The following is a 24,366-nucleotide window of genomic DNA, read 5'->3' as shown; positions in this document are numbered from 1 at the left end:
GAGATTAAATGAACGGCAGAACTTTGGCGCAGGCAGAGCTGCCGCTCAAGTCATGATGGCACTCACTTCTCTGCCATCAGTGCTTTTTTGCACCGTGCGAGGCCCGCGAGCTGGTCAGGCGGCAGTTTCGGCCACTCCAGCTCCATGCGCTGCATCTCGTGCAAGATCGCCGCGCTGACGATCAGGCGCATGTTTTTCTTATCATCCGCAGGGATCACATACCACGGCCGGTCCTCGTCTGCCGTAGCGCGGATCGCCTCTTCATAGGCCGCCATGTAGTCCTTCCAGCAGGCACGCTCCTTCACATCTGCCTCATTGAATTTCCAGTTCTTCGCCGGGTCATTGATCCGGTCCAGAAAACGCTGCTTCTGCTCCTCCTTCGACACATGCAGGAAGAATTTCACCACACGGATGCCGTTGCGGTGATTGTAGGCCTCAAACTGCCGCATATCCTCCAGCCGTTTCTCAAAGAGCTTCTCCATGTTCTTGGTACTCTCTGCTGGCAGACGCTGATACTTCGTGACGATCTCTGGGTGCACTCGACACACCAGCACCTCCTCATAGTAGCTGCGGTTAAAAATGCCCACCCTACCACGCGGCGGCATCTTCTGGGAGGTGCGCCACAGAAAGTCGTGGTCCAGCTCATCCTCACTCGGACGCTTAAAAGCATGCACTTCCACGCCCTGCGGATTGATGCCACTCATGACATGCTTGATCGTGCCATCCTTCCCAGCCGCATCCATGGCCTGAAACACCAGCAGCATGCCATAGCGATCATGGGCATACATTTTCTGTTGGAGCTCATCGAGCTCCGTGCGGAACTCTGCGATCAGCGCTTCGTAATGCGCATCATCTTTGTAGAGATCCTTTACCTTCGTTTTTGCCTTTCCGATACGGAAGGAGCCAGAGGTCACGCGGAAATCATCAAGATTAGTTTTCAGTTTCATGGTGCTGGCAGGAAATACGCCGATGCACCGCCGCGCAAGTGCCCAATCACACGCCCCAGCAACACTCCACTCAGCAGCGCACCACTGCATCGTCTGACAGGCAAGAATGAGCGCATGGAAGAAAGAGCGTAATCCACATTGTCACTTGCCGATTTCACCAAGCCCGTGTGTCTTATGGCATGGCAGATAAAAAAGCTCCCGCAAAAGCCGCACAGGCCGTGAAGAAGAAAAAAGTCCTCGATGTGCCCTTCTGGATCGGATTCGATCTAGGAGGCACTAAGATGATGGCCTGCGTGCTCGATAAAAACTACAAAGTGCTCGGTAGTGCCCGCAAATCCACCCATGGCAGCGATGGACAGGCCAAAGGCGGAAAAAAAATCCTCAATGCCATCCATGAGGCCATCGCGGTTGCAGGCGTCAATCCAAAGGGACTGCAAGGCATCGGCATCGGCTGCCCTGGGCTGGTAAATCCAGAAAAAGGCACCCTCATCATCGCGCCGAACTTAGGCTGGAAAAACATGCCCCTGCGCAAAATGCTCGAAACCGAGTTCAAGAAGCCCGTGGCCGTCCTCAACGATGTCGATGCCGGAACGTATGGCGAATTCGTGCTCGGAGCTGGCAAGGGAGCACGCTCCCTGCTCGGTGTCTTCCCTGGCACCGGAGTGGGCGCAGGCTTCGTCTATGATGGCAAGCTCGTGATGGGCAAAACCATCTCCGCCATGGAGCTGGGCAATGTCATGCTCCCCGGCACTCACATTGGCAGTGTCGAGTTCGGCACCGTCATCCTGGAAGATCTCACCAGCCGCCTCGCCCTAGCCTCCGGCGCTGGCGTGGCCTGCTACCGTGGCCAGGCTCCAGAGCTCGACCGCAAGACCCAGGGTGCGCTGCGTGAGATTCGCAGCAAAGCACTCGCGGGCTCCTTCCGCAGTGGCGAAGAGGCCACGATGGTGCTTTTCCGCAATTCCGTGCGCTACCTCGGCATGGGAGTGGCCATGGTGGTCAATCTTTTCGCCCCAGACCAGATCACGCTCGGTGGTGGACTCGTGGAGGAGCTGCCCGGCCTCTATTTGCAGCTCCTCAAAGAAGAAGTAGAGCGCTATGCCATCCCAGAGCTGGCCAAAGGCGTGAAATACACCCTCGCCAAGCTCGGTGGCCAAGCCGTAGCCGCAGGTGCTGTCGCATGGCTGCGTGAGCGTAAATAGACTCTCTGATGGCACGCATCCGCATCAAAAATCTCGGCAAACTCGTCGCGTGGCTCATGCGCGGCATCGCCGCGACGCTGAAATTTGAAGTCGAGGACCGAGCGGCGCTCTTTGATGCATCACGCAAGGGCTGCATCTGGGCCTTCTGGCACAATCGCATGTTCCTCATCCCCTATGTGCACGATCAGTGGTTCAGCCACGTGCCGGGCACCATTTTGACCAGTCCTAGTGGCGATGGGCAGATCATCGCCGATGTCTGCGCCAGTTTCGGCATCGAGGCAGAGCGTGGCTCCAGCTCTAGGCCGGAAAAAGGCATGAGTGCGCTCATCGCCCTCGCCGCAAAGGCACGCGAGGGATTCGAGATCGGCATCACGCCAGACGGCCCACGCGGCCCCCTGCACCGCGTGCAGCCCGGCATCGTCAAGCTGGCGCAGCTCACCGGCGTGCCGATCATCCCTGTGCATGTGAATTACAGCCGCGCATACCGCTTCAGCACCTGGGATGAGTTCCTCCTGCCCCTGCCTTTTGCCAAAGCGAGCTTCATCTTCGACAAACCCGTGCATGTGCCACGTCGCATGACAGAGGAAGAGTTCGAGCTGTACCGCGCCAAGCTGGAGGAGACACTGCGAGCCGGAGTGCAGGACTGAAAAAATCGAAAACGATGCTCCTCGCCTTTCACAAGCCCTTTGATGTCCTCTCACAGTTCACTCAGGAGCTGCCCACACATCGCACACTGGCGGAGTTCCGCTTTCCGCCGCAGGTCTATCCCATCGGGCGACTGGATCGCGACTCGGAGGGGCTGATCCTCCTCAGCGATGAGGCCAGATGGACGGATCTACTGCTCCATCCGCGCCACGGCCACCCACGCACCTATCACGCTCAAGTAGAGGGCCTCATCAGCGACGCCGCACTGGCGAAACTGCGCTCTGGCATCGCGCTCAAGGACTACCGCGCCCTCCCCTGTCAGGCGCAGCGGCTGGAGCCCCCGCCCGAGCACGCTCCACGCATCCCGCCTGTGCGCTACCGTGCCAGCATCCCCACCTCCTGGCTCGCACTCACGCTCACCGAAGGAAAAAACCGCCAGGTCAGGAAAATGACCGCCGCTGCCGGATTCCCCACCTTGCGCCTGATCCGCGTCTGCATCGGCAGACTAGCCTTGAGTGAGCTCCAGCTCGCACCGGGCGAATGGAGACAACTCACCGTCGAAGAAGCCGCTCTCGTCTCCTCCTCCAGGCGCTGATCTTTGCATCGCCTGGAATGGTACCCCCGGAAGGACTCGAACCTTCGACCAATTGATTAAGAGTCAACTGCTCTACCAACTGAGCTACGGAGGCATTCGTGTTGGACGGCGCGGCCTTTAGAGAATGCGAGGTGCTTTGCAACCTGCCATTTGCAATTTTCTCGCCGACATGGGCATTCCACGTCATGCTACACACCTCCATGAACGCTCTCTCCATCATCTCCGATCTCCGCGTCGTCCCTGCTGTCGTCATCGACGATGCGGCACAGGCCACCATGCTCGGCCTCGCCATGAAGCATGGCGGACTCCCCTGCATCGAGGTCACTCTGCGCACCCCCGCCGCGCTCGATGCCATCCGCTCCCTCGCGAAAATCGAAGGCCTCCTCGTCGGTGCAGGCACCGTCACGAACATGACGCAGCTCCAGCAGGCCATCGACGCCGGAGCGCAGTTCATCGTCACACCGGGACTCGATGATGAAATCATCCGCCACTGCCAGCAGCGTGATCTTTTCATCATTCCCGGTGCCGTCACTCCTACAGAGATCATGCGTGCTCAGAATCTCGGCCTCCGGCATGTGAAATTCTTCCCCAGCAACATCTACGGCGGCCTACCGGCCATCGAGGCCCTCAGTGGCCCCTTTCCAGAGATGCGCTTCCTACCCACAGGCGGCATCAATTTCACCAATCTGGCCACTTTCCTCGGCTCTGCCGTCGTCACCGCCTGCGGTGGCACCTGGATGGCCAAACGCGACTCCATCCGCGCCAGCAACTTCCCAGAGATCGAGCGCTCCTGCCGCGCCACGATGGAAATCGTCCGTGGCACACCCCAAGCCGCACTTTGAGCAGGCAAAACCCTCATTTCTGCGCTAATAAGCCGGTAACGCTATGCAGCCCGCTCCCCAGACTCAGCTCCAGCCTGCCACCTCCGCGCCAGAGGGCACACCCGTGCGGCAGATCTCTGTCTTCCTCGAAAATCGCGTCGGCGCACTGCTCGCACTGGTAAAGCTCCTCGGTGACCACCAGATCGCCGTACTCGGTCTCTCCATGCAGGAGACCACCGAGCTAGCACTCGTGCGGCTCATCCTCAGCTCACCAGAGGATGCGCAGATGGTCTGCATCGAAAAAGGCATCGCCCACGCCGTGACCACCGTCACCGCCGTCGAGCTACAAGAGACCTCCACCTCCCTTTCCCAAGTCCTCGCCACGCTCCTCAGTGCCGAGGTGAATGTGGCCTTCAGCTACCCGCTGCTCGTCCGCCCCAGCGACCGCCCAGTGCTCATCCTCCGACTCGATAGCCCCGACTTCGCGCACAAAGTCCTCAGCAAAAGCGGCTTCAAAGTGCTCATGCAGGAAGATCTCAGTCGCTGATCACAAAGTCGCCATCGCCATCCGCTCTGCTGCATTCTGCGCAATCCACCCGTTGCGCTTCGTCTCGATTTCCGCTCCAATCACACCGCCATGACACGCATCCTCCTCTTTTTCACCCTCACTATCGCCGTAGCGAATGCGCAGCCTGTTTCGGTCAAACTCTGGCCCGCAGGTGCCCCAGAGAAACCAGGCTTCAAAATCGAACCGGAGAAAACCATCGTCAAAGAGCCCTCCGACGGCGTCGTCCGGCTCACCAATGTCTCTGAGCCCATGATCACCCTCTTCAAGCCAGAGAAGCCCAATGGTGCCGCCGTGCTCGTCTGCCCCGGTGGTGGCTACAGCATCCTGGCCTATGAGCATGAAGGCTCCCAGGTCTGTGAATACCTCCAGCGCATCGGCGTCACCGGTGTCCTGCTCAAATACCGCGTCCCCCGCCGTGATCCCGCAGACCCTTCCCGCGAGCCCCTCCAGGATGCGCAGCGTGCCATGGGCATCCTCCGCCACCGCGCCGCCGAGTGGGGCATCGACCCCGCCCGCATCGGCGTCCTCGGCTTCTCCGCAGGTGGGCACCTCAGTGTCATGCTCAGTCTGCATGCCAATGACCGCACCTACACCGCTGATCCCGCGCTCGATGTCGAGGACGCCACCCCGAACTTCGCCATCCCCGTCTATCCCGCCTACCTCGTCGAGAAAGATGCCCCCTATGCCCTGCTACCCGGATTTCCTGTCACGAAAAAATCCCCACCCATGTGCCTCATCCACGCACACGACGACTCCTGGAGCGCCAGCGCCAGTGCACTGCTCTACATCGAGTATAAAAAACAAGGCCTCCCCTGCGAACTCCACATCTATGCCAAAGGCGGACACGGCTTTGGCATGAAGAAAAACAACCTGCCCGTCAATGACTGGCTCGACCGCGTCGCAGAATGGATGCGCTCCATGGGCTATCTCGGCCAGTGAGAGCACTCTAGGCTGCGACTTGGTGTTTCATCATCCACTCTTTGAGCGGTTGTGGTTACCCCGTAAGGACTCGAACCTTAAACGAGAGAATCAAAATCTCCTGTGTTACCATTACACCACGGGGTAGTTAGGCGAAGCCGTGCCGATAGTAGAGCACAGTACACGCTGCGCAAGAACGTTATCACATTCTCGCAGTCTTCCCCCCTCCCCACCCTGCACATGGCCAAACATTTCGCATGACGACCCCTGCGACAGACACGAAAAGCCCCTTGTGTCCGCCGCCGCCCCAGCCAAATCACTCCTCGAAATCCTCCAGACTGGCACCGCCTACCTCACCAAGCGCGGCATCGACGAAGCACGGCTCAATATGGAGCACCTCCTCGCCCATGTGCTCGAATGCCGCAGGCTCGATCTCTACCTCCGCTTTGGTGAATCGCTCGCAGAGCCCAGCCTCACCACCCTGCGGGATCTACTCCGCCGCCGCGGCGAGGGCGAGCCCCTCCAGCACCTCCTCGGCAGTGTCGAGTTCCAGGGGCATGACTTCATCTGCGATCACCGTGCCCTCATCCCACGCCCAGAGACCGATACCCTCTGCGAGCTCGTCTTGAAGGCCCTCTCCGGCCGCCGCCCCCAGCGCATCCTCGACATGGGCACCGGCTCCGGCTGCATCGGCATCTCCCTCGCACTCGCCACCGGCTCTCCCACCACCCTCGCCGATGTCAGCGAAGACGCACTCGACCTCGCCCGGCTCAATGTCAGTCGCCTCGCTCCCACCCACAGCATCCAGGCCGTGCGCAGTGATCTCTTTGAGAAAATCACCGGGCGCTATGACCTGCTCATCGCCAATCTGCCCTACATCCCCCACGCCGAGATCCGCACCCTCAGCCCCGAAGTCCGGCGTGATCCTCACCTCGCCCTCGATGGCGGCCCCATCGGCACCGAAATCGTCTTCCGCTTCCTAGAGACCGCCCCAGCGCATCTCGAAGCCGATGCCCTCCTCGCCCTCGAGCTCGCCCACGACCAAGCCCCCGCCGTCATCGCCAAAGCCCAATCCCTCGGCTACCGCGATGCCCACAGCGCCACCGACCTCGTCGGCATCCCCCGCTTCGTCCTCGCCACCGCCCCCATCCCCCAAGAACCAAGCCCCGAGATCGAAATCGACAACCAACAGGAAACTGAGAACAGTGAACCGCGAACTGGGAACCGCGAACTCACACCTCCCCCATCCCCCCACGCTTGATCCACCCATCCAGCGGCTCAAACCCCTCCATCGAAAGCGGAAAGCCGCAGCCAAACGGAGCCGCATTCACCGACCGCAGATCCAGCGCACCCTTTTCGATACGCAGCACGGGAAAACCCTCCGCATGTCGGCCATACAGCCCCGCATGCGACTCCAAAACGGCCGCCTGCACCTCCGGCGCAAACATACTCAGCCCGCGGAAATAGTGGTGCCCATTGCGCTCCACATGCCGCACACCCAGCAGCGCCATCACCGCCAGATCCTGCAGCAGCGCCACTGGCCCCTGATTCGCCAGATCCTCGCCACTCAGCACGCAGCCCGCATGCCGCTTCAGCAGCGCCGCATTCGCCAGACCTTTCACGACGCCTTTGCAGTTCTTATGGCTCGTACCGCGATAGCCCAGCTCCAGCGCACGCGGTAAATCATCCAGAGAGCCATCACTCTCATCAATGATCACCCCTGGCCCATCACGCCACTCCCGCAGCGCCGCCACATCATCCCGCAGCGCCACCGACCGATGCAGCGGCTGCTCGATGAACAGCAGATTCGCGAACAACGGCCTCAAAGCTGCCTCCGCGCTCAAAACCGCATAAAACTCACGAAAAGCCGCCAGATCCTCAAATTGCTCATTTCCATCCAAAGTCGCCGAAAAGCCCTCACGGCACTCCTCCGTCAAAATCGCCGCAATTTGCCTCAACCTTGGTAAATCCACCTCCGGCCGACCACACACCTTGATCTTAAAAAAGCGCAAACCATAGGTCCGGATCGACTCATCCAGCCCATGCGGCAGTCCATCGGCCATTTTTTCCGCCTCCGGCACCTCACAGGCCCGCAGCGGATCACCCAGCCCGATCGTGTGCCGCGCCTGCACCACCGCCAGCGGCACCCTCTCGATCACATCCGTCACCTGCATCCCGCTCAGCTCACCGCGCACCGCCCCTAGGTCGATCCGCAGCTCCCCAGCACGCATCAGCGCATGCAGCGGCCTCTGCGCCGCCTTGCACAGCCCATCCAGCACCGCCCGCTCCACCATACTCACCCCCAGATTCGCCAGCAGCCCCGCACACTGCCGCACCGCCGCCCAGCTCCGCTGCTCTGCATACAAATCACGCCACCACGCAAAAAAATCCGTCTCCCGCTCCGCCGCCAGTCGCCCGATGCGTGACGCATTCTGCAACACCGCCACCATCTCCGCCAAATCCAGCTCGAACGGCGTCAGCGGATCTTTCGTGAACCACTTTGGCGGCAGCCCCTCGCTACTCACCCCCGTCACCTCACGGCCATCCACCACCATCTCCGCATTCACAAACACATGCGGCAGCGCCGTCATACTCGCGATCCCATATTTAAATGGAAAACGCGTCCGCATCGGCAGCACATAAAATCGGAACCTCTGGATCGTGAACTTCATCCCTCTCCCCAGACCTCATCCCCTTCCCTTCGTCAACCCCCTGCTTTTCCAGCCGCCTACCCCTACTCCGCCTCCTACTCCGCCTCCGCCTCCGCCTCGATCCATTTACTCCCCCTCGCCTCCCGATTCTTGCTCCTGCTCGCGCTCTTAATCTCCCTCTCTCCGCGAACTCTCCAAAATCCCCCTTGCCTTCGTGTAAAATGCACACTTTAATAGTGTATGTCTCACACTTACCAATACCCACGCGCCGCACTCACCGTTGATTGCGTTGTCTTCGGCTTCGACGGTGGTGAATTGCAGGCCCTCCTCATCCGTCGCGGCCTTCCGCCCTTCAAAGACAAGTGGGCGCTGCCTGGCGGCTTTGTCCGCGTCGAGGAAACGCTCGATGACGCCGCCCGCCGCGAGCTGGAGGAGGAGACAGGCCTCAAAACCGACTTCTTGGAGCAGCTCTACACCTTCGGCACCGTGAAGCGTGATCCGCGAGAACGCGTCGTCAGCGTCGCCTACTTCGCCCTCGTCAAACCCAGCATCGTCACCGCCGCCACCAATGCCGCCGAGGCCAAATGGTTCCCCATCAGCGACCTCCCGCCCCTCGCCTTCGACCACGCCGACATCCTCGCCACCGCCCTCACCCGCCTGCGCGGCAAGCTCACCTACCAGCCCATTGGCTTCGAACTCCTGCCCCCGAAATTCACCCTCACCCAGCTCCAGCGCCTCTACGAGGCCGTGCTCGGCCAAGAACTCGACAAACGCAACTTCCGCAAAAAAGCCCTCAGCTACGACCTCCTCATCCCCCTCAAAGAAAAGCATCAAGAAGGCCCCCACCGCCCCGCGCAGCTCTTTCGCTTCGATCCCGTGAAGTATGAAAAGCTGAAGAAGAAGGGCTTCCTGTTTGAGATATGAAAACAACCACTCTCTACCGCCCTGTCGGTCCCACAGAACTCGCCTTGATCGAGCAAAGCGGCTGGAAAGCCTTTCCACCACGCCTGCCCGACCAGCCGATCTTTTATCCGGTGATGAATGAGGACTACGCCATCCAGATCGCCCGCGACTGGAATGTGGCGGCCTCTGGCTCTGGCTTCGTCACCCGTTTCGAGGTCGATGCCGACTACCTCAGCCGCTTTACCGAGCAAGTCGTGGGTGGAGCCATGCACCGAGAGCTCTGGGTGCCTGCGGAAGAACTCGAAGAGTTCAATCAACACATCATCGGCCTCATCGAGGTCACCCAACGATTCCCATGAATCCATCTCCAACCAATGAGAGACTCCAGCGAGCCTTGTTATCCCTAGACGGCCTTTCCGTCGGAGATGCGTTCGGGCAGAGCTTTTTCTTTGTGACGCCAGTAACCGCCGATCAGCGGCTGGAGGGACGATTCATCCCGCCACCGCCATGGTTCTACACGGACGACACTGTCATGGCGAAATCCATCGTGCGCAGTCTGAATGCTCATCAGTCCATCCAGTGCGAGTGGCTGGCCCAGGCTTTCGCCGAGGAGTATCGCCGTGAAACAGATCGAGGCTATGGCGGCACGGCACGCGGCATCTTGCAGGCCATTGGCGAGGGCGTTCCCTGGCAGGAGGCTGCGGGCCGCGTTTTCGATGGCGAAGGCTCCTGCGGCAACGGCGGCGCGATGCGTGCGGCTCCCATCGGCGCTTACTTTGCCGATGACCTTCAAAAACTCATCGCCGAGGCCCGGAAATCCGCCGCTGTGACTCATGCTCATGAAGACGGGCAAACCGGAGCCATCGCCGTCGCCCTGGCAGCCGCCTGGATCGTGGATCAATTCGATGCCGCCAAGGCTTCCGGCATGCGCCTGATCGAATTCGTGCTCGCGAACCTGCCGCAAACAGAAACGTATTGGCGGCTCAAAAAGGCCCTCACACTCCCGCTTGAGTTGTCGCCTAAGACAGCGGCACTCATCCTCGGAAACGGCTCGCAGGTCGTGTCATCCGATACCGTGCCCTTCTGCCTTTGGTGTGCCAGCCGCCATCTCAACGACTACCCCGAGGCCCTGTGGCAGGCCGTCAGCGTCCACGGCGATATGGACACCAACTGCGCCATAATCGGCAGCCTCGTCGCCCTCGCCACCGGCCGCGCCGGCATTCCGGCCGAGTGGTTGGCCTCGCGTGAAAACCTTAATTTGGAATGCGCATGCGACAGCCTCAGCCCCAAAGGGGCATCACAACAAAGCCCAGGGCAAGCCCGCGTAGCGAGCGCCGCCCTGGGTAATCCGCCACCCGATGAATGAGCCCTGAAAGGGCGAGACAACACACCGAACGCCCCTCCTCCACACGCCCAGTTCACCATGCCGCAATCGCTCGCCCAAAATTACCTTCATCTGGTCTTTTCCACAAAGGATCGGACACCATGCCTATCTGCTGAGGTCCAACCTCGACTTCACGCATACCTCGCAGGAACTCTGAATGCTATCGACTGTCCAGCGCTGGTCGTTGGCGGCATGCCGGATCATGTGCATGTGCTATTTCGTTTGTCCCGCACCGTAACACTCGCGGATGCGGTAAAGGCCGCGAAGGTGGAGTCCTCCAAATGGATGAAGCAGGAAGGCGGCGAGCCGCATTTCGCCTGGCAGGGCGGTTATGGTGCTTTTTCAGTGAGTGCGTCACAGGTGGAGACGGTGACGCACTACATCCGCAACCAAGCGGAGCATCACAGGACAAAGACGTTTCAAGATGAGTTTCGGAAGCTCCTGGAGCACTACCAAATCAACTACAACGAGGCTTATGTGTGGGATTGACCTTCATCACGATTTGAGGCGTTCGATGTCTCGCCCTTTCAGGGCTCTGTTTGTGGCGTGCGGCATCCCCAGGGCGGCGCTCGCATTCGCTCGCTTGCCCTGGGCTTTGTTGCCTTGCCCCGTTGGGGCTGATCGGAGAAATCACTGATTCACCACTCACTCATTCTCAACTCCTCATGACTTCCCTTTCCATCCTCGGCTCCCTGCTCGGCACCGCTGTCGGCGATTCGTTGGGACTTCCATATGAGGGCCTGTCGCGTAGCCGCGTGCGTGTCTTTGGCGCGATCCGGCATCGGCTGGTGCTGGGGCGTGGCATGTTCAGCGATGACACAGAGCACACGCTGATGCTGGCAGCGGCATTGAAGGCACACAGCAATGACTTAGCGGCTTTTCAGCGTGCTTTTGCATGGAAACTGCGATGGTGGTTGCTGGGGCTGCCCGCAGGGGTGGGGCTGAGCACGGCGAAGGCGATTTTGCGGCTCTGGATCGGTTTTCCGCCACACAAGTCCGGCGTGCGTTCGGCCGGGAACGGCGCGGCGATGCGCAGCGCCATCGTGGGTGCCTTTTGGGCTAATGACGAGGCGAGAAGGCGAGAGTTCGCTCTCGCCGCCTGCCGCATCACGCATACCGATCCGCGAGCAGAGGAATCCGCGCTTTTGGTCGCTGAAGCCGCAGCGATGGCGGCCAATGGCCTTCCGAGTGACGGGGTGATTTCCGCGCTGGAATCTCTCATTACGAGCGCGGAGATGAAAAGCCGCTTTGAGGCTCTCAAACGCGGTTTGGAGGCAAAAACGACCGTTCTGGATTATGCGGCGTCCATCGGCTGCGGACGCGGCGTGAGCGGTTTTGCGCCAAACACCGTCGCGGTGGCACTTTACGCGTGGTTGAGGCATCGCGGTGATTTCCAATCAGCCTTGCGGACTGTCATCGAATGCGGAGGTGACACCGATACCGTCGCTGCCATCACCGGAGGCATCTGCGGAGCAGAAACCGGCCCGGAAGGAATCTCAGATGCATGGATCGACGGCATCTGCGACTGGCCTCGGAGTGTGTCGCATATCCGCGAGGTCGCGGCAGCACTGGCGGACGCCTCCAAGCCAATGCCGAAGGTCTTTTGGCCTTTCGTGCTGCTGCGAAATGTGTGTTTCCTCGCCCTCGTCCTGACGCATGGCTTCCGCCGCCTACTGCCGCCGTATTGATTCACCACGCTGGATGCTCCCGAATACCCTGAATTTTTTATCCACAGATTTCTCAGATTACGCAGATGGGCTTCAATCTGTGAAATCTGCGCAATCTGTGGATACACTCAAAAGGTTCTCTCGGTCCTACAATCAAGCCCACTTGCGTTCAGGTGTTCTGGCGTAAATCTGACAGTGGGTGATGTGGAACGGACGCTCAAAGACATGCAACAGGCGGGGGCGGTGCTGCGTTGAAGTGCGCCCTATGAAATCTACGCTTCTTTTCTCTGCTGCTCTTTTCTCGTTCTGCCTCACCTCCCATGCTGAAGAGGCTTGGACGACTCTCTTTGATGGCAAAACACTAACGGGCTGGGAGCAGCATAGCGGGACGGCGGAGTATCGCGTGCAGGATGGTGCCATCGTGGGGAAAACGGTGCCGAATACGGGCAATTCATTCCTCTGCACGGCGAAGAAGTACTCGAATTTCATCCTGGAGGTGGAGTTCAAGGTCGATGCGTCGATGAACTCGGGCATCCAGTTCCGTAGCAATTATTACACGCAGGAGACGGAGGTGGAGATCGCGGGCAAGATGAAGATATTTCCTGCGGACCGTGTGCATGGCTATCAGTTTGAGATCGACCCGAGTGCTCGTGCCTATACGGGTGGCGTGTATGACGAGGGCCGCCGTGGCTGGCTGAAAGACCTCAAAGATAACGAGGCTGCTCGGAAGGCGTTCAAGCAGGGAGAATGGAACACGGCCCGCATTGAGTGCCGTGGCAGCAGCATCAAGACTTTCGTCAATGGTGTGCCTGCGGCTGACTTCACGGATGATTTGACGGCTGAGGGCGTGATCGCGCTACAGGTGCATGGCATTGGCAAAAAAGCCGAGGCCGTGGGCAAAGAGGTGATGTGGCGGAATATCCGCATCCAGGAGCTGAAATAAGGCCCCCAGAGGCTTTCTGACGCCCGCGTGCTCGTCGTAGCGGCAAGTTATCCCGCGATGACTGCGGCGCGGGCGTTTTCTTCAGCACCGGTTTTTTCGAGGTAGTAGTCGTAGTCGCCGCTGTAGGTGATGAGCTTGCCAGAATTGATGTGGATGACCTTGGTGGCGAGGCTGCGGATGAAGTGCACGTCGTGACTGATGAAGACGAGGGTGCCTTCATACTTCTGGAGGGCGAGGATGAGGCCCTCGATGGCCCAGATGTCGAGATGGGTGGTGGGCTCGTCCATGAGCAGAAGATTCGGCGGATCGACGAGGAACTTCACGAGGTTGAGGCGGCTTTTTTCACCACCGGAGAGCACTTTGCACTTCTTGTGCACGTCTTCACGCTTGAACAAAAAGCTGCCGAGGATGCTGCGGGCCTCATCCTCGCGGATTTCCGGTGAGACGCGTTTGAGTTCATCCAAGACGCTGCAATCGGGGTCGAGCGTGTCTGCGCGGTGCTGGGAGAAGTAGCCGAATTTGAGATTGGTGCCGAGTTTGCGCTCACCTTTCTGAAAGGGAATCTCGCCAGCGAGGAGCTTGATGAGGGTGGATTTGCCGGCGCCGTTCGGGCCGACGAGCACGGTGCGGTCTCCGCGCTCGATTTCGAGATCCAGGCCGCTGTACACCTGCTTGGTGCCGTAGGCTTGGTCGATATTGCTCAGGGTGATGATGCGCTGTCCACTACGCTGCGGCTGCGGGAAGTTGAAGCGGAAGCCTTTGCGCAAAGGACGCGGTTTATCGAGCTTCTCCATCTTTTCGAGCTGGCGCTCGCGGCTCTGGGCCTGCGCCGCCTTTGATGCGACGGAGCGGAAGCGGTCGATGAACTCCTGCATGGCCTCGATTTCCTTCTGCTGGTTCTTCCAGGTCACCATGGCACGCTCGTAGTTCTCTTCACGCTGGCGCAGGTAGTCGCTGTAGTTGCCCTGGTATTCGATGAGTTTGCTCTCTTCGATCTCGTACACATTTTGCACCAGCTCATCCATGAAGTCGCGGTCATGGGAGATCATGAGGATGGCTCCGGCGTAGTTTTTGAGGTAATTGCGGAACCACATGAGGGACATGAGGTCGAGATGGTTCGTCGGCTCATCGAGCAGGAGCAGATCTGGCTCCATCACGAGCAGCCGCGCCATGTGGGCACGCATGATCCAGCCGCCGCTGAACTCGCGTGCAGGTCTGCTGAAGTCGCTTTCCAGGTAGCCTAGGCCTTTGAGGATGCGTTTGGCCTTTGCTTCGGCTTGGGGGTCCTGGAGGGCATCGTGCTTGGCGTGCGCTTCGAAGTACTCGGGGCTGGAGACGTCGCCTGCGGCCTCGAAGTCGCTGAGCTGCTTCTCCAGGAGCTCGATTTCGCCCGCTTTGCCGGTGGAGACTTCTAGGACGGTCTCTTCGCCGACGGGCTCGCACTCCTGGGGCAGAAAGCCGACGGTGGTCCATTCATCCCGGGTGACTTCACCGGAATCTGAGGTGTCGCTTTTGAGGATGAGGGAGAAGAGCGTGGATTTACCTGCGCCGTTTGGCCCGACGAGGGCGACACGGTCGCCGTGGTTGATCGTCATGTTCGCTCCGCTGAAGAGGGTGCGGGCGTTGAAGGTCTTGGTGACGTTGCGTAGGGTGAGCATGGGGGCGGAGGAGGTAGTGCATCCAGCGCCGTATGCAATGGCAGGAAAGTCTCCTCAGCCCCGCTTCTGGGACATGATGACTCGCGGCTGGTGCTCGGTGAGGAGCTTGGAGGCGGGGACTTCGACGGCGTTTTCTCGGCCTAGGAACTCGAGGAGGACTCGTACGCGGTCGGCTCCGCTGAGTTTGGCATTCACGATGCCTTTGAGGCCACGCATGGGCCCCTCCGTGAGCTCGACGATGTCGCCTACCTGGATACCGACCTCCACGACGCACACATCTTCATCGGCCATCTCCTGTTTGAGATAGTCGATGACCTCATCATCGACGCGGGCGAGGGATTCACCAAAGGAGACGACGCGGATGACGCTCTGGGAGTGCTTGACGGCCCGGAGCATCTCCATGGGGTTAAAGCGGGCGAAAAAGTAGCTGGGGAAGAGTGCCTCCACGAACCAGACCTTCCCCCGGCGGGTACTTTTTTGAAAGCGAATGCGCGGGCAATAGGTCTGCACGCCCTCTAGGCCACCCATGAGCGCGGCGGCGATGTGTTCGCATTTCGGGCGTGAATGAACGACGTACCAAGCGGGTTCAGAGGGAAAGAGCATGTATTTCTGGCTGTAACGAAGGGGCAGACTTGCCGCATGTCAGGGAGTGAGCAACCGCGAAAACATCGCGTTTGCGCCGGGCGCGGCTTTGCGCCACTCATCCGGCCCTTTCTGCGCCTTTTTTAAACTCATGCTCAACGACCTCTACGATTACCTCTACCACGACGCTCCCACCGGTGGCATTCCGCTGAAGGGCACGGGTATCGTGCTGGGACTGGTGCTGATCGCTTCGCACGCGTGGGTGATGCTGAATGGGCCGAAGACGCAGGCTTTTCTGAAGGCTTTTCCGCGTACCTTTAAGTGGGGTGTGCTCCTGATGTCTGCGAGTCTGCTGTGGGCGCTGTTCTTGCTCTCGAACATGGACATGGGGGAGTTTTATAACATGCGGAAGTGGTTCATGCTGATCGTGGCGGTGGGGACCATCGGGATGATCGTGTATGTGCAGGAGTTCCTGGCGGTGCGTGCGCTGGGCTGCCTGATGCTGCTGGCGGCTAGCCCGGTGCTTTATGCGGCCTTTTTGCAGCCGCAGACGAGTCGCCTATTGCTGCCGATCCTGGCCTATGTGTGGATCATTGTGGGCATGTACTTTGTGGGGATGCCCTTTTTGATGCGTGATTGGGTGAACTGGCTCAGCGCAAAGCCAGCACGCTGGAATGCGGCGGTGTATGCGGGGATCGGCTACGGAGCGCTGATGCTGATCACGGCGCTGGTGGCGTATTGAGGCCTTTTTTCGGTTTCAGCCACAGAAAGGCCAATGCGGCGGCGAGGGTGCCTGCGAACCACCAGGGCCAAAAACGCAGCGAGGCGGAAAAGACGGCTAAATCGTCTGCATGGAGATTTTTCTCGCGAGCGAGGTGGCCGATGTGCCAGCCAAAAAGCAGCGTGAGGCCGCCGTAGGCCAGATTGATGGCCAATCCGCGAAAACTCAGCACCGTGGCGCGGCGAGCACTGTCCACGGCGGCATTGAGATAATGCGAGAGAAAGAAGTGCAGGAAGCGGATGCTCATGAGCAGCGGCACGGCGAACAAAACACCGAGCCAGCCCTGCGATGGATGTGCGACGGCGAATAGGCCACCGAGGACGACGAGCGCGAGTGCGGTGAAATTGGTCCGCATGGAGAAGCTGCGGGTGCTTTTTTCCATCCACGAGGCGGAAAGGAGCCCGAGAAGCGAGACGGCGGTGCTGATGATGCCAAACCAATATTCCTCGATGCCGACGAGGCGGTAAAAGTTGCTCGTGACGGTCAAAAAGAGGCGGATGATGCTGTCAAAGACGATGCCGATGAGGATGAGGGCGAAGACGGTCTGCGTGCGCCATACCCAACTGCCAGCCTGCCAGATCGAGCCCCATGTCTGGCGGATGGAGGCCATGAGCGGTGCTTTGGCAGGTACTATCCAGTGCTCTGACATGCGGAGTGAGGTGATGAGGCAGGCGATGGCGCTGCATAGGCAGAGCAGCACGGGCAGCTTCATGGAGAGCTCCTTTGGCACGGCGTGACCGATCCAGGCGCTGAGATGGATGTGATCATAGAGCACAGAGCCAGTGATGGAGCTGACGACGAAGCCCAGAGCCATCGCCCGTGAGAGATGGGACATGATGCTCGGCCAGCGGGACTCTCGCTCTGCCTCTGGCAGTGAGTCGTAGGCCAGGGCTTCATCAGCGCCGCTGGCGCAGGCCTCCGCAGCGCCACTGAGGATGCGATTGAGCACAAAGAGCCACCAGATGAGATCATGCCGACCTGCTGGCATGAGCATGAGCACAGTCATTTCCAGCAGCATGAGCACGGCGGCGGCGATGACGAGCGGCCTACGGCCAAAGCGATCTGCCAGGGCTCCGCTGGGCACCTCCAGGATGACGCTGGTGAGTGCCCACACGACATTGAGCGCGGCGAATTCCCCCAGACTGAGTCCGAGATCGAGAAACAGCACCGTGAAGACCGGGTAGTAGAACCGGCAGTTAAAAAACACGCGGAACCAGATGAAGAGGCGTGCGTTGTCAGCGTGCTGCGGCATGATTTGATCAGATGCTGATCAGCGAGATGGCGACTTGATCGGCAAAGCAGGCCTGCACATCGGAGCCGGGATCACGCGGCCTCTCAGCATAGGATGCGGTGTAGTCAAAGGAGAGGCCTCCCGTGTCTTCCCGACGTGCGAAGGAGACATTGAGCGGCGATTTGGCGGGCTCACAGCGGATGCGCGGTGGTAGGGCGGCCTCTCCGGCTGGGAGGTGGGGGAAATTGATGTTCCAGAAGCTGCGTGGGGCCTTGGTGGCATGATGCAGCTCGCCCAGGATGGTCGCGGCCCATGTGGCGGTGCGCGGCCAATCGACCTCAAGGCCGCGCTTCAGATAATGCGAGAGCGCGATGCTGGGCAGGCCATGGTAGGCGGCCTCGCGTGCTGCGGCGACGGTGCCGGAGATGACGAGGTCCTGCCCCATATTGCCGCCGGCATTGATGCCGCTCAAAACGAGATCGGGCCGCAGATCGAGCGCGAAGAGGGCGATGCGCACGCAGTCGGCTGGGGTGCCCTGCACGGCAAAACGGTCCGCCGCACGCGTCTCGACGCTGAGGGGGCTGTGCGTGGTGACGCGATGGCCACACATGGATTTTTCTGTGTCTGGAGCGACGATGACGGCACGCCACCCGAGTGAGCGGACGGCCTGTTCAGCCGCCGCGAGCCCAGGAGCGTCGATGCCGTCGTCATTGGTGAGAAGGACGAGCATCAGCGGCGATAGAACAGGGCGGATGCGGGGGCAAGCTCCCTGTTCGCAGTGATCAGGGCTGGTTTTGGCGGTGGAAGAGGCCTTGCCACCATTTTTTCTTCTGCTCCTCGACGCTGGATGGAGCAGGCTCTTCACGCGGCTGCTCGGGGAAGCGCTGGGAGAGGTCTGAGCCGACTTTGGTGCGGATGTCCTCTCGGATGGAGGCTTCACGGAGCATGGCGTTGTCATTGACGACTTTCGGCTGGATGAAGATGATGAGCTCTTTGCGCTCAGTGGCATCGCTGTCGTTGCGGAATAGCTTCCCGAGACCGGGGATGCGGCCGAGGAAGGGCAGGCCTTCGGTGTCTTTGGTCTTGGACTCGGAAATGAGGCCGCCGAGGACGATGGTGTTGCGATCTGGCACATTGACGGAGGTGACGAGCTGCTCGGTGCCGATGACGGGGACGCTGTTCGGAGCGATGACGCGTTCGTCGATGATGGTGTCATTCACCTGGGAGATGGTGAGATTGACCTCGCCGTCCGGATTGATGAGGGGGACGACTTCGAGCTTCAGCACGACATCCAAGTAGCTCGTGGTGGAGATGATGGTGCCGAGGTTCTGGTTGTTGACGTTGCTGGTGGTCGAGTTGGGGTATGGCACACGTTTGCCAGAGGTGATGACGGCTTTGCGGTTGTTCAAAGCGAAGACGCTGGGACGGGAGAGCACTTTGAAGTTCCGCCGTGTCTCCAAAGCGGTGACGAAGACCTCTAAGCTGTCGCCGATGGCTCCGTAGAGGCCGAGTCCGGCTGAGGGGCCGAAGGCTGTGGTGACGGCGTTGGTGCGCAGATCATTGACGAGGCGTCCGGCACCATTGGCACCACCGAGGAAGTCTGTTCTGCCGGTCATGCCGCTGGCGCTGAAATTGTTGCCGTCTCCAGCACGTGAGAGGCCGCTGAGATAGTCCACGCCGGTGGTTAGCCCATCATTGAGCGTGAGCTGGCCGATGACGGTGGCGAGATAGACCTGGGAGGGCCGCTGATCGAGGCGATCGAGGAGCATGGTGGCTTTGTCGATGCTCTCCTTTGGCCCGATGACGATGATGGAGTTCGCCATGGGATCACCGATGACGCGGGTTTTGCCGACGAGGACGGAGACGGGTGCGTTATCGACGGTGGGGCCACTGATGACGTCTGCGCGGGAGCCCGTGCTGGTGGTGGTGGATGCGGCATCATCTGTGGCAGCAGCGGCTGCGGTGCTGCCGACTTGGCCGCCACGGCTGTTGAGGGTGTTCCGTCCACCGAGGAGCTGGGTGGTGCTGCTGGCGAGGGCACGCTGCTGCTGCTGCTGGATGGTGCCACCGCCGGGGAGCTGGACAGTGCCTGCGGCGGGATCTTGGAGCAGATCGGTGAGGGCGCTGAGCACATCAAGTGCAGCGGCGTATTTGAGCTTGCGCTCATAGGGCTCTTCGATCTCGACGGGTTTATCAAATTCCGCAATGAGGCTGGAGATGTAGGTGTAATCTGCGGGCGAGGCGACGACGAGGAGTTGATTCAGGCGTGTATCGGCGACGACTTGGGCGCTGGGCTGGGGCAGCTTGCTCTGCGGAGGCTGCGCTCCATTCACGTAAACGACCTTGGGGCTGTTGTTATCGTTGTTGTTATTGCGGTCACGATCCCGGTCATTGCCACTGACGTTGCCACGGATGGTGTTGATGCCTTTGGTTTCCTTTTCCTGGGCCTGGGCGGTGAGTGTTGCGGTGATGATCTGGGCGATGGTGGCTGCGTCTCCGTATTGAACCGGGATGAATTTCGTGACCAGGGAGGCTCCATTGTCTCCGATGTCGATGGTATCGCGGATGGAGATGAGCTGCTTTACGACAGTGGCGGTCTCGGTGATGAGGACGCCGGGCGGAGTGGTGACGGCGGTGATGCGTCCGTAGGCTCCGAGTCCGACATGGCCGCTGAACATCTCTGCCGCGTCTTCGGGCAAGAGATTATCCAGCTTCATGAAGTAGGTGATGATGCTCTCGCCATCGGGGAGGTCCTGCGGGCTGGTATAAAACTTCACACCATGGCTGAACTGCACCCCCTGGGCACTCTGGCTGCGGGCTGGGAGGATTTTGGCACTCTTGCCGCCGGGCTCGGTGATGATGGCATAGCCATTGGTGATCAGGGAGGCCTCGATGAGCTTGATGGCCTCTGCTTTGGCCACGGGCTTGGGGGTGACGAGGCTGATGGTGGCTCCTTCGAGAATGCTGGTGTCTTTGATGAGGGTAAAGCCCGTCAAACGCTCGTAGATGGCGAGGATGTCACTGACGGGATTGTTCACGAACTGCATCATGACTTCCTCACCGGTGATCTGGAAGGCCTCGCCTTCGCCAGCGGCACCTTCGCCACCACCAGGGCCGAATCCACCACCGAAGCCACCTCTGCGGCCACCACGACCACCGAAGCTGCCGGGACCGCTGGGTGGGCCGCCAGGCACGGGTGCGGCCTCTGGGGATGCAGGCGCAGCCGGTGCGGGTGTAGGTGCTACAGGAGCCGAAGGTGCCTTGGGGGCATCCTGGGCTAGCAGGAGGCCGGGAAGGAGTATCGTCGTGAGGAACAGGGAGTGGCGTGACATGAAAATAGGTCGGTTTAGCGCTTCTGATCCTCTTTTTGGATCTTGTCGAACATGCTGCGGATGGCGTTACGGCGGTCGTCTTCGCTGGCGTTGCGGAATTTGTCGTTGTTGAACATTTCACGCATGCCGTTGCGGAATTTATCCTTCGCACTCTCAGAGAGGGATTCGAATTTTTTACGGTCTTCTTCGCTTGGTCCGCGTCCACCGCGGCTGAACTTATCTCCGCCGCCTGGCGGGCCACCGGGAGGCGGACCACGGTCACCGCGATCACCTTTTTTGTCCTTTTTCATGGCCTCGGGCGTGAGTGCAGCGGCATCGTAGCGGATGCTGACGGGTTCGCCGCCGATGTTGATCTTGGCGCTGGCTCGTTTGATGTCGATGGACTGGGTGGCCTCGATCAGGGTCCAGCCTTTCATGTTCGGCTCGCTGGTGACGACGAGAGACTCCTTTTTGTCTTTATCAAAGAGGGTGACGACCGGCTTGCCATCCACATAGGCCACCCCCGTGAGCACGAGTGAGTCCGAGACACTGACCAGTCGTGTGAAAGGGCTGTGATCGACGAGCTGGGTGAGCACGCTCGGGTCAAAGGGCTGTGGCAAATCGGGATCGACAGGCCCCGTAGGCCGTGCGCCGATGGCAGAAGTGGCGGAGCCGAACTCAGACTCTGCTGGTGCGAGAGGATCGTCCCCAAAGAGCTCTGCCGTGGTGAGCGGTGCTTCTTGCTCGGCAGGAACTGGCGCAGGCGCAGGTGCTGCGGGAGCCGCAGGCTGCTGGGCGAGTGCGGAGAGCGATGAAGCGAGGAGGAGCGTGAGGAGGTGCTTCATAGTGTGGTGGGGTGGCGGGTCCTGGAGATGAGGAGCGAAGTTTTTAGAGTCCGCCTGCTGGTTTGAACCAGCGGGCTAGGGTGAGGTTGCAGATGCCTTGAGGCGTCTTTTCTTTGGCCCGCGTATCGAGGTCGAATTCCAGCACTTTGATGGCTTGGAAGCGCTCGGGGCTCTGGAGCGTGGCTAGCCAACTGAGCAGATTCGTCTGATCACCACGCAGAGTGACCTCCACGGCGACTTCGCTGTAGTTTTCATTGCTGACAGCTTCGACGAGGCGCTTTTTGAGGACTTGGAATTCCAGATCGAGGGCGTCGTTCTCCACATCCTCCAGCAGCACGGCGGAGGCTTGGCCCAGGCTCTCGGTGGTGGGCATGTTTTTCTGGAGCCACTCGGAGCGCTTTTCCCAGAAATCGCGGTCTGTGAACCAACTGCGATGCTCTTCGAGCTCACTCTCCAATGCGGTGATCTTTTCCAGCACGGCACGGCGGCGATTGAGGAACTCATTGGCACCGAGCATGCCGCCGACGAGCACCAGCGAGCCCACGCAGGCGAGGAGGAGCTTTTTTTCACGTTGGGTGAGAGCGAGGGGCATGTGAGAGGCTGCGGAGTGAGAAATCTGGTATCACTGGAGTTTGCCTTGGGCGCGGAAGGTGGCGGTGGTGCCTTTCACTTCGGGGCTAGGGCTGGTCCAGGTGTAGCGGGAGAGGATTTTGTTCTTTTTGAAGTCTTCGATGAACTGGAAGGCGATCTGCGCATCCCGCGCCTCACCCCGCAGCTCGATGGAGCTGCCCTTGAACTCAAAATCACGGATCACGATGCCCGTGCCCGGCATGAGCCGCGTGATCTCTGCGAGGAGAAACATCGGATAGCGCTGTGTATCCACCGCAGGGGCAAAGGATTTCCAGCGTGCAGCCGTCTCCTTCACCGCTGTGGCGGGCTCGCGGATGAGCTCCACCTCACGCTCCAGCTCATCCACCCGGCGCTGCTGGGAGACGAGATAGGCGTAGCCTAAAAAGATGAGCGAAAGGGCCAATCCGCTGCCGAGTAGGATCCAGCGCAGCATTTTGCTCCGGCTGGCCCGTGCGGCCTGTGCCTCACGCACGCTGGCGGGGAGCATTTTGAGCCAGTTTTTGGTATCTGAGTCCTTTTTCGGCGAGAGCTCGGCCACGGCCCGCACGGGGAGATCCAGCGCCTTGGACAGACGATCTGCCAAGCGGCTCTCAAAGCTGTTTCCAGCCAAAATCACGCCCGTGATGCTGCCTGCGCCCAGATCTGCCTCCAGCGCCAAACGTGCGAGCGTGAGCTCCAGTGCCAGCGCATCGTCTGGGGCACCGCTTTGGGCAAAAATATGGCTGTGGAAGAGCTTCCCCTGATGGCCGGCTGCGAGGACGAGATTCCCCTGCTCTTCCGTGATGACGAGCTGGCCTGCGGGCAGCTCCAGCAGCCGTAGCGCGGCGGTGTAATCTCCCGCGTGCTCCGCAGCTAAGTTTTCAGGAAAGGGGTCCGCCAGTACATCGACAGAGATGATCGCCTGTCCGGCAGCTTGGCCCAGGAGGTGCCAGCGGTAGTTTTTTCCACCCTTCGCGGAATCGAGGCGCAGGCCACGGCGCTCCAGATTGGTGACGATGAGCTGCTCCATCACATCTGGATCAGCCTGGGGGATGGTGAGTCCGATGCTGCGGCAGGCAGATGCGGGCAAGCCGATCACCAGCGGCTTTGCCAAATGAGCTGCGTCCACGGGGGAGTCCACATTGCCACTGCTCGTGCTCGCACGCGGCCTCCAGACACGCCAAGCGGCATCAGGTGCAGGGAGCAGGAGAGTGGAAGCAGTCATGAGTTTACTTTGGGGAGGCTAATGAACGCATGATCGAAGGGGAAGTTGCGCCAATCGTATCTAGTTCCGCAGGCTTGCTTGCTCACGTTTTTCTTCAAAAAGGCTGCGCTGGACGGTTTTTACCTGGCAACGGGCAGCTCGGTGGCAGCAAACGACGGCCCATCGCAGGCTCGGAGCATCTCTGGGGCAGCGTTTTGTCGCATTCTGGAGAAGGCGGGCAGCTCCGTCTTACCAAATGGTGGTCCATCGCCCAGCCGGAGAAGCCCAGGCCTACCGCGCGGCCGTCCATCGCACAGACGGAGCAGCTCCGGTCCACCTATCAGCGGTCAAGCGCTGGCACCGGGATGCTCCGGCGCATCGTTTTATCGCATTTTTGATAGCCGGAGGCGGTTTTTGGCCTCCCAAGGGCCTTTTGGGCAGCTTTTTCTCCCCCAGCCACTCGCCGAAGACGTGGCCGATGGCTGCGCCACGCCCGAAACCAAAGTCGGCCTCAAAGCCGCCAAAGAGGCGGAACGACGTCTCGATAAGCTTTGGCGCACATCCAGAACATCCGTTTGGTTCATCAGCCGCGTAGCTCTGCCAGGGCTTACGCATGAAATCGAAAACTGAATCTGCTGGAGATCATCTGTTCTCTGTCTTGAGATGGAGCGTAGAGTTTTGGTGCGTGAGCCGCGTAGCCCTGCCCACTAGGCCATGTTCGGTGTTGAATGTTCGGCGTTCCATGTTTTCTGCCGCATGCATAAGTTCCTGCCACTCCTCCTCTCCCTCGCCGCCTCCTCACTTTCCGCTCGTGATCTCGGACTGGAGGCTCCTGTCGTCCAAACGGCACCTGGCCCCGAGTATGCGGATCAGGTCCGGCCGGGAAACATGATCATCGGCA

At 60.1% G+C, this 24,366-nt stretch carries 26 protein-coding genes and 2 tRNA genes; 16 read left to right on the top strand and 12 right to left on the bottom strand.

Features of this window, described 5'->3' with window-relative positions:
• Positions 1-62: 62 nt before the first annotated feature.
• Positions 63-947: a polyphosphate kinase 2 family protein gene (locus IPK32_17155; GenBank protein ID MBK8093650.1), complete on the bottom strand. Its 885-nt coding sequence runs from the start codon at positions 945-947 to the stop codon at positions 63-65.
• A gap of 179 nt (positions 948-1,126) precedes the next feature.
• Between IPK32_17155 and IPK32_17150 the strand changes: the two genes are divergently transcribed.
• From IPK32_17150 to IPK32_17140, 3 genes are read left to right on the top strand one after another with little or no spacing between them, the layout of a single operon-like run.
• Positions 1,127-2,149 carry an ROK family protein gene (locus tag IPK32_17150; protein MBK8093649.1) on the top strand — a complete coding sequence of 341 codons (1,023 nt, stop codon included), beginning with the start codon at positions 1,127-1,129 and terminating at the stop codon, positions 2,147-2,149.
• 8 nt (positions 2,150-2,157) lie between these two features.
• Entirely contained in the window at positions 2,158-2,796 is a 639-nt protein-coding gene (locus tag IPK32_17145) for a lysophospholipid acyltransferase family protein (protein MBK8093648.1), read from the top strand.
• A gap of 14 nt (positions 2,797-2,810) precedes the next feature.
• Positions 2,811-3,389: a pseudouridine synthase gene (locus IPK32_17140; protein MBK8093647.1), complete on the top strand. Its 579-nt coding sequence runs from the start codon at positions 2,811-2,813 to the stop codon at positions 3,387-3,389.
• Between the two features lie 18 nt (positions 3,390-3,407).
• Here IPK32_17140 and IPK32_17135 read toward each other — a convergent pair.
• Positions 3,408-3,483 (bottom strand) — tRNA-Lys (locus tag IPK32_17135).
• A 106-nt stretch (positions 3,484-3,589) separates the two neighbouring features.
• Here IPK32_17135 and eda point away from each other — a divergent pair.
• From eda to IPK32_17120, 3 genes are all read left to right on the top strand, one after another.
• The gene (eda, locus tag IPK32_17130) at positions 3,590-4,231 is read left to right on the top strand and encodes a bifunctional 4-hydroxy-2-oxoglutarate aldolase/2-dehydro-3-deoxy-phosphogluconate aldolase (GenBank protein ID MBK8093646.1); all 642 of its coding nucleotides are present in this window, start codon (positions 3,590-3,592) and stop codon (positions 4,229-4,231) included.
• 43 nt (positions 4,232-4,274) lie between these two features.
• The gene (locus IPK32_17125) at positions 4,275-4,757 is read left to right on the top strand and encodes an acetolactate synthase (GenBank protein MBK8093645.1); all 483 of its coding nucleotides are present in this window, start codon (positions 4,275-4,277) and stop codon (positions 4,755-4,757) included.
• A 90-nt stretch (positions 4,758-4,847) separates the two neighbouring features.
• Complete coding sequence (locus IPK32_17120) at positions 4,848-5,717, top strand: alpha/beta hydrolase (GenBank protein ID MBK8093644.1); 870 nt, start codon at positions 4,848-4,850, stop codon at positions 5,715-5,717.
• 52 nt (positions 5,718-5,769) lie between these two features.
• Here IPK32_17120 and IPK32_17115 read toward each other — a convergent pair.
• Positions 5,770-5,843 (bottom strand) — tRNA-Gln (locus tag IPK32_17115).
• Between the two features lie 145 nt (positions 5,844-5,988).
• On the opposite strand from IPK32_17115, the gene prmC reads away from it, so the two are divergent.
• Positions 5,989-6,957 (top strand): peptide chain release factor N(5)-glutamine methyltransferase, encoded by a 969-nt coding sequence (gene prmC / locus IPK32_17110; protein ID MBK8093643.1) that lies wholly within the window; start codon positions 5,989-5,991, stop codon positions 6,955-6,957.
• Here the strand turns inward: prmC and IPK32_17105 are convergent.
• Complete coding sequence (locus IPK32_17105; GenBank protein ID MBK8093642.1) at positions 6,929-8,326, bottom strand: mandelate racemase/muconate lactonizing enzyme family protein; 1,398 nt, start codon at positions 8,324-8,326, stop codon at positions 6,929-6,931. The genes prmC and IPK32_17105 overlap by 29 nt on opposite strands.
• 261 nt (positions 8,327-8,587) lie before the next feature.
• On the opposite strand from IPK32_17105, the gene IPK32_17100 reads away from it, so the two are divergent.
• The 6 genes from IPK32_17100 (at position 8,588) to IPK32_17075 (ending at position 13,244) form a co-directional block, all read left to right on the top strand.
• Positions 8,588-9,271, top strand: coding sequence for an NUDIX hydrolase (locus IPK32_17100; protein ID MBK8093641.1), 684 nt, complete (start codon positions 8,588-8,590; stop codon positions 9,269-9,271).
• Positions 9,268-9,609: a hypothetical protein gene (locus IPK32_17095; GenBank protein MBK8093640.1), complete on the top strand. Its 342-nt coding sequence runs from the start codon at positions 9,268-9,270 to the stop codon at positions 9,607-9,609. Before IPK32_17100 ends, IPK32_17095 begins: the two co-directional genes overlap by 4 nt.
• On the top strand, positions 9,606-10,616 hold the full coding sequence (locus tag IPK32_17090; GenBank protein MBK8093639.1) for an ADP-ribosylglycohydrolase family protein: 1,011 nt from the start codon (positions 9,606-9,608) through the stop codon (positions 10,614-10,616). Before IPK32_17095 ends, IPK32_17090 begins: the two co-directional genes overlap by 4 nt.
• Positions 10,617-10,673: 57 nt before the next feature.
• Positions 10,674-11,123, top strand: a complete 450-nt coding sequence (tnpA, locus tag IPK32_17085) for an IS200/IS605 family transposase (protein MBK8093638.1) — start codon at positions 10,674-10,676, stop codon at positions 11,121-11,123.
• Between the two features lie 176 nt (positions 11,124-11,299).
• Positions 11,300-12,322 carry an ADP-ribosylglycohydrolase family protein gene (locus tag IPK32_17080; protein ID MBK8093637.1) on the top strand — a complete coding sequence of 341 codons (1,023 nt, stop codon included), beginning with the start codon at positions 11,300-11,302 and terminating at the stop codon, positions 12,320-12,322.
• Between the two features lie 244 nt (positions 12,323-12,566).
• Positions 12,567-13,244, top strand: coding sequence for a DUF1080 domain-containing protein (locus IPK32_17075; protein MBK8093636.1), 678 nt, complete (start codon positions 12,567-12,569; stop codon positions 13,242-13,244).
• A gap of 47 nt (positions 13,245-13,291) precedes the next feature.
• Here the strand turns inward: IPK32_17075 and IPK32_17070 are convergent, their stop codons facing one another.
• Positions 13,292-14,902: an ABC-F family ATP-binding cassette domain-containing protein gene (locus IPK32_17070; GenBank protein ID MBK8093635.1), complete on the bottom strand. Its 1,611-nt coding sequence runs from the start codon at positions 14,900-14,902 to the stop codon at positions 13,292-13,294.
• Between the two features lie 54 nt (positions 14,903-14,956).
• Positions 14,957-15,505 carry a hypothetical protein gene (locus tag IPK32_17065; GenBank protein MBK8093634.1) on the bottom strand — a complete coding sequence of 183 codons (549 nt, stop codon included), beginning with the start codon at positions 15,503-15,505 and terminating at the stop codon, positions 14,957-14,959.
• A gap of 130 nt (positions 15,506-15,635) precedes the next feature.
• On the opposite strand from IPK32_17065, the gene IPK32_17060 reads away from it, so the two are divergent.
• A complete protein-coding gene (locus IPK32_17060; GenBank protein MBK8093633.1) occupies positions 15,636-16,226 on the top strand; it encodes a hypothetical protein in 591 nt (196 codons plus the stop codon).
• Here the strand turns inward: IPK32_17060 and IPK32_17055 are convergent.
• Genes IPK32_17055 through IPK32_17030 form a run of 6 tightly spaced genes read right to left on the bottom strand, consistent with a single transcriptional unit; the run spans position 16,204 to position 23,486 of the window.
• Positions 16,204-17,517, bottom strand: coding sequence for an MFS transporter (locus IPK32_17055; GenBank protein ID MBK8093632.1), 1,314 nt, complete (start codon positions 17,515-17,517; stop codon positions 16,204-16,206). The genes IPK32_17060 and IPK32_17055 overlap by 23 nt on opposite strands.
• A gap of 7 nt (positions 17,518-17,524) precedes the next feature.
• Positions 17,525-18,226 carry a 5'/3'-nucleotidase SurE gene (gene surE / locus IPK32_17050; protein ID MBK8093631.1) on the bottom strand — a complete coding sequence of 234 codons (702 nt, stop codon included), beginning with the start codon at positions 18,224-18,226 and terminating at the stop codon, positions 17,525-17,527.
• A 52-nt stretch (positions 18,227-18,278) separates the two neighbouring features.
• Positions 18,279-20,828, bottom strand: a complete 2,550-nt coding sequence (locus IPK32_17045; GenBank protein MBK8093630.1) for a hypothetical protein — start codon at positions 20,826-20,828, stop codon at positions 18,279-18,281.
• A gap of 14 nt (positions 20,829-20,842) precedes the next feature.
• Positions 20,843-21,652, bottom strand: coding sequence for a hypothetical protein (locus tag IPK32_17040; protein MBK8093629.1), 810 nt, complete (start codon positions 21,650-21,652; stop codon positions 20,843-20,845).
• Positions 21,653-21,695: 43 nt separating this feature from the next.
• Positions 21,696-22,244: a hypothetical protein gene (locus tag IPK32_17035; GenBank protein MBK8093628.1), complete on the bottom strand. Its 549-nt coding sequence runs from the start codon at positions 22,242-22,244 to the stop codon at positions 21,696-21,698.
• A 30-nt stretch (positions 22,245-22,274) separates the two neighbouring features.
• Entirely contained in the window at positions 22,275-23,486 is a 1,212-nt protein-coding gene (locus IPK32_17030; protein MBK8093627.1) for a hypothetical protein, read from the bottom strand.
• A gap of 393 nt (positions 23,487-23,879) precedes the next feature.
• Here IPK32_17030 and IPK32_17025 point away from each other — a divergent pair, with 393 nt between their 5' ends.
• A complete protein-coding gene (locus IPK32_17025) occupies positions 23,880-24,095 on the top strand; it encodes a hypothetical protein (protein ID MBK8093626.1) in 216 nt (71 codons plus the stop codon).
• Positions 24,096-24,221: 126 nt separating this feature from the next.
• A partial coding sequence (locus IPK32_17020) for a hypothetical protein (GenBank protein ID MBK8093625.1) occupies positions 24,222-24,366 on the top strand: 145 nt, incomplete at its 3' end.

This window comes from Verrucomicrobiaceae bacterium (assembly GCA_016713035.1).
Taxonomy (GTDB): Bacteria; Verrucomicrobiota; Verrucomicrobiia; order Verrucomicrobiales; family Verrucomicrobiaceae; genus Prosthecobacter.
This window is presented reverse-complemented; position numbering and strand designations above follow the sequence as displayed.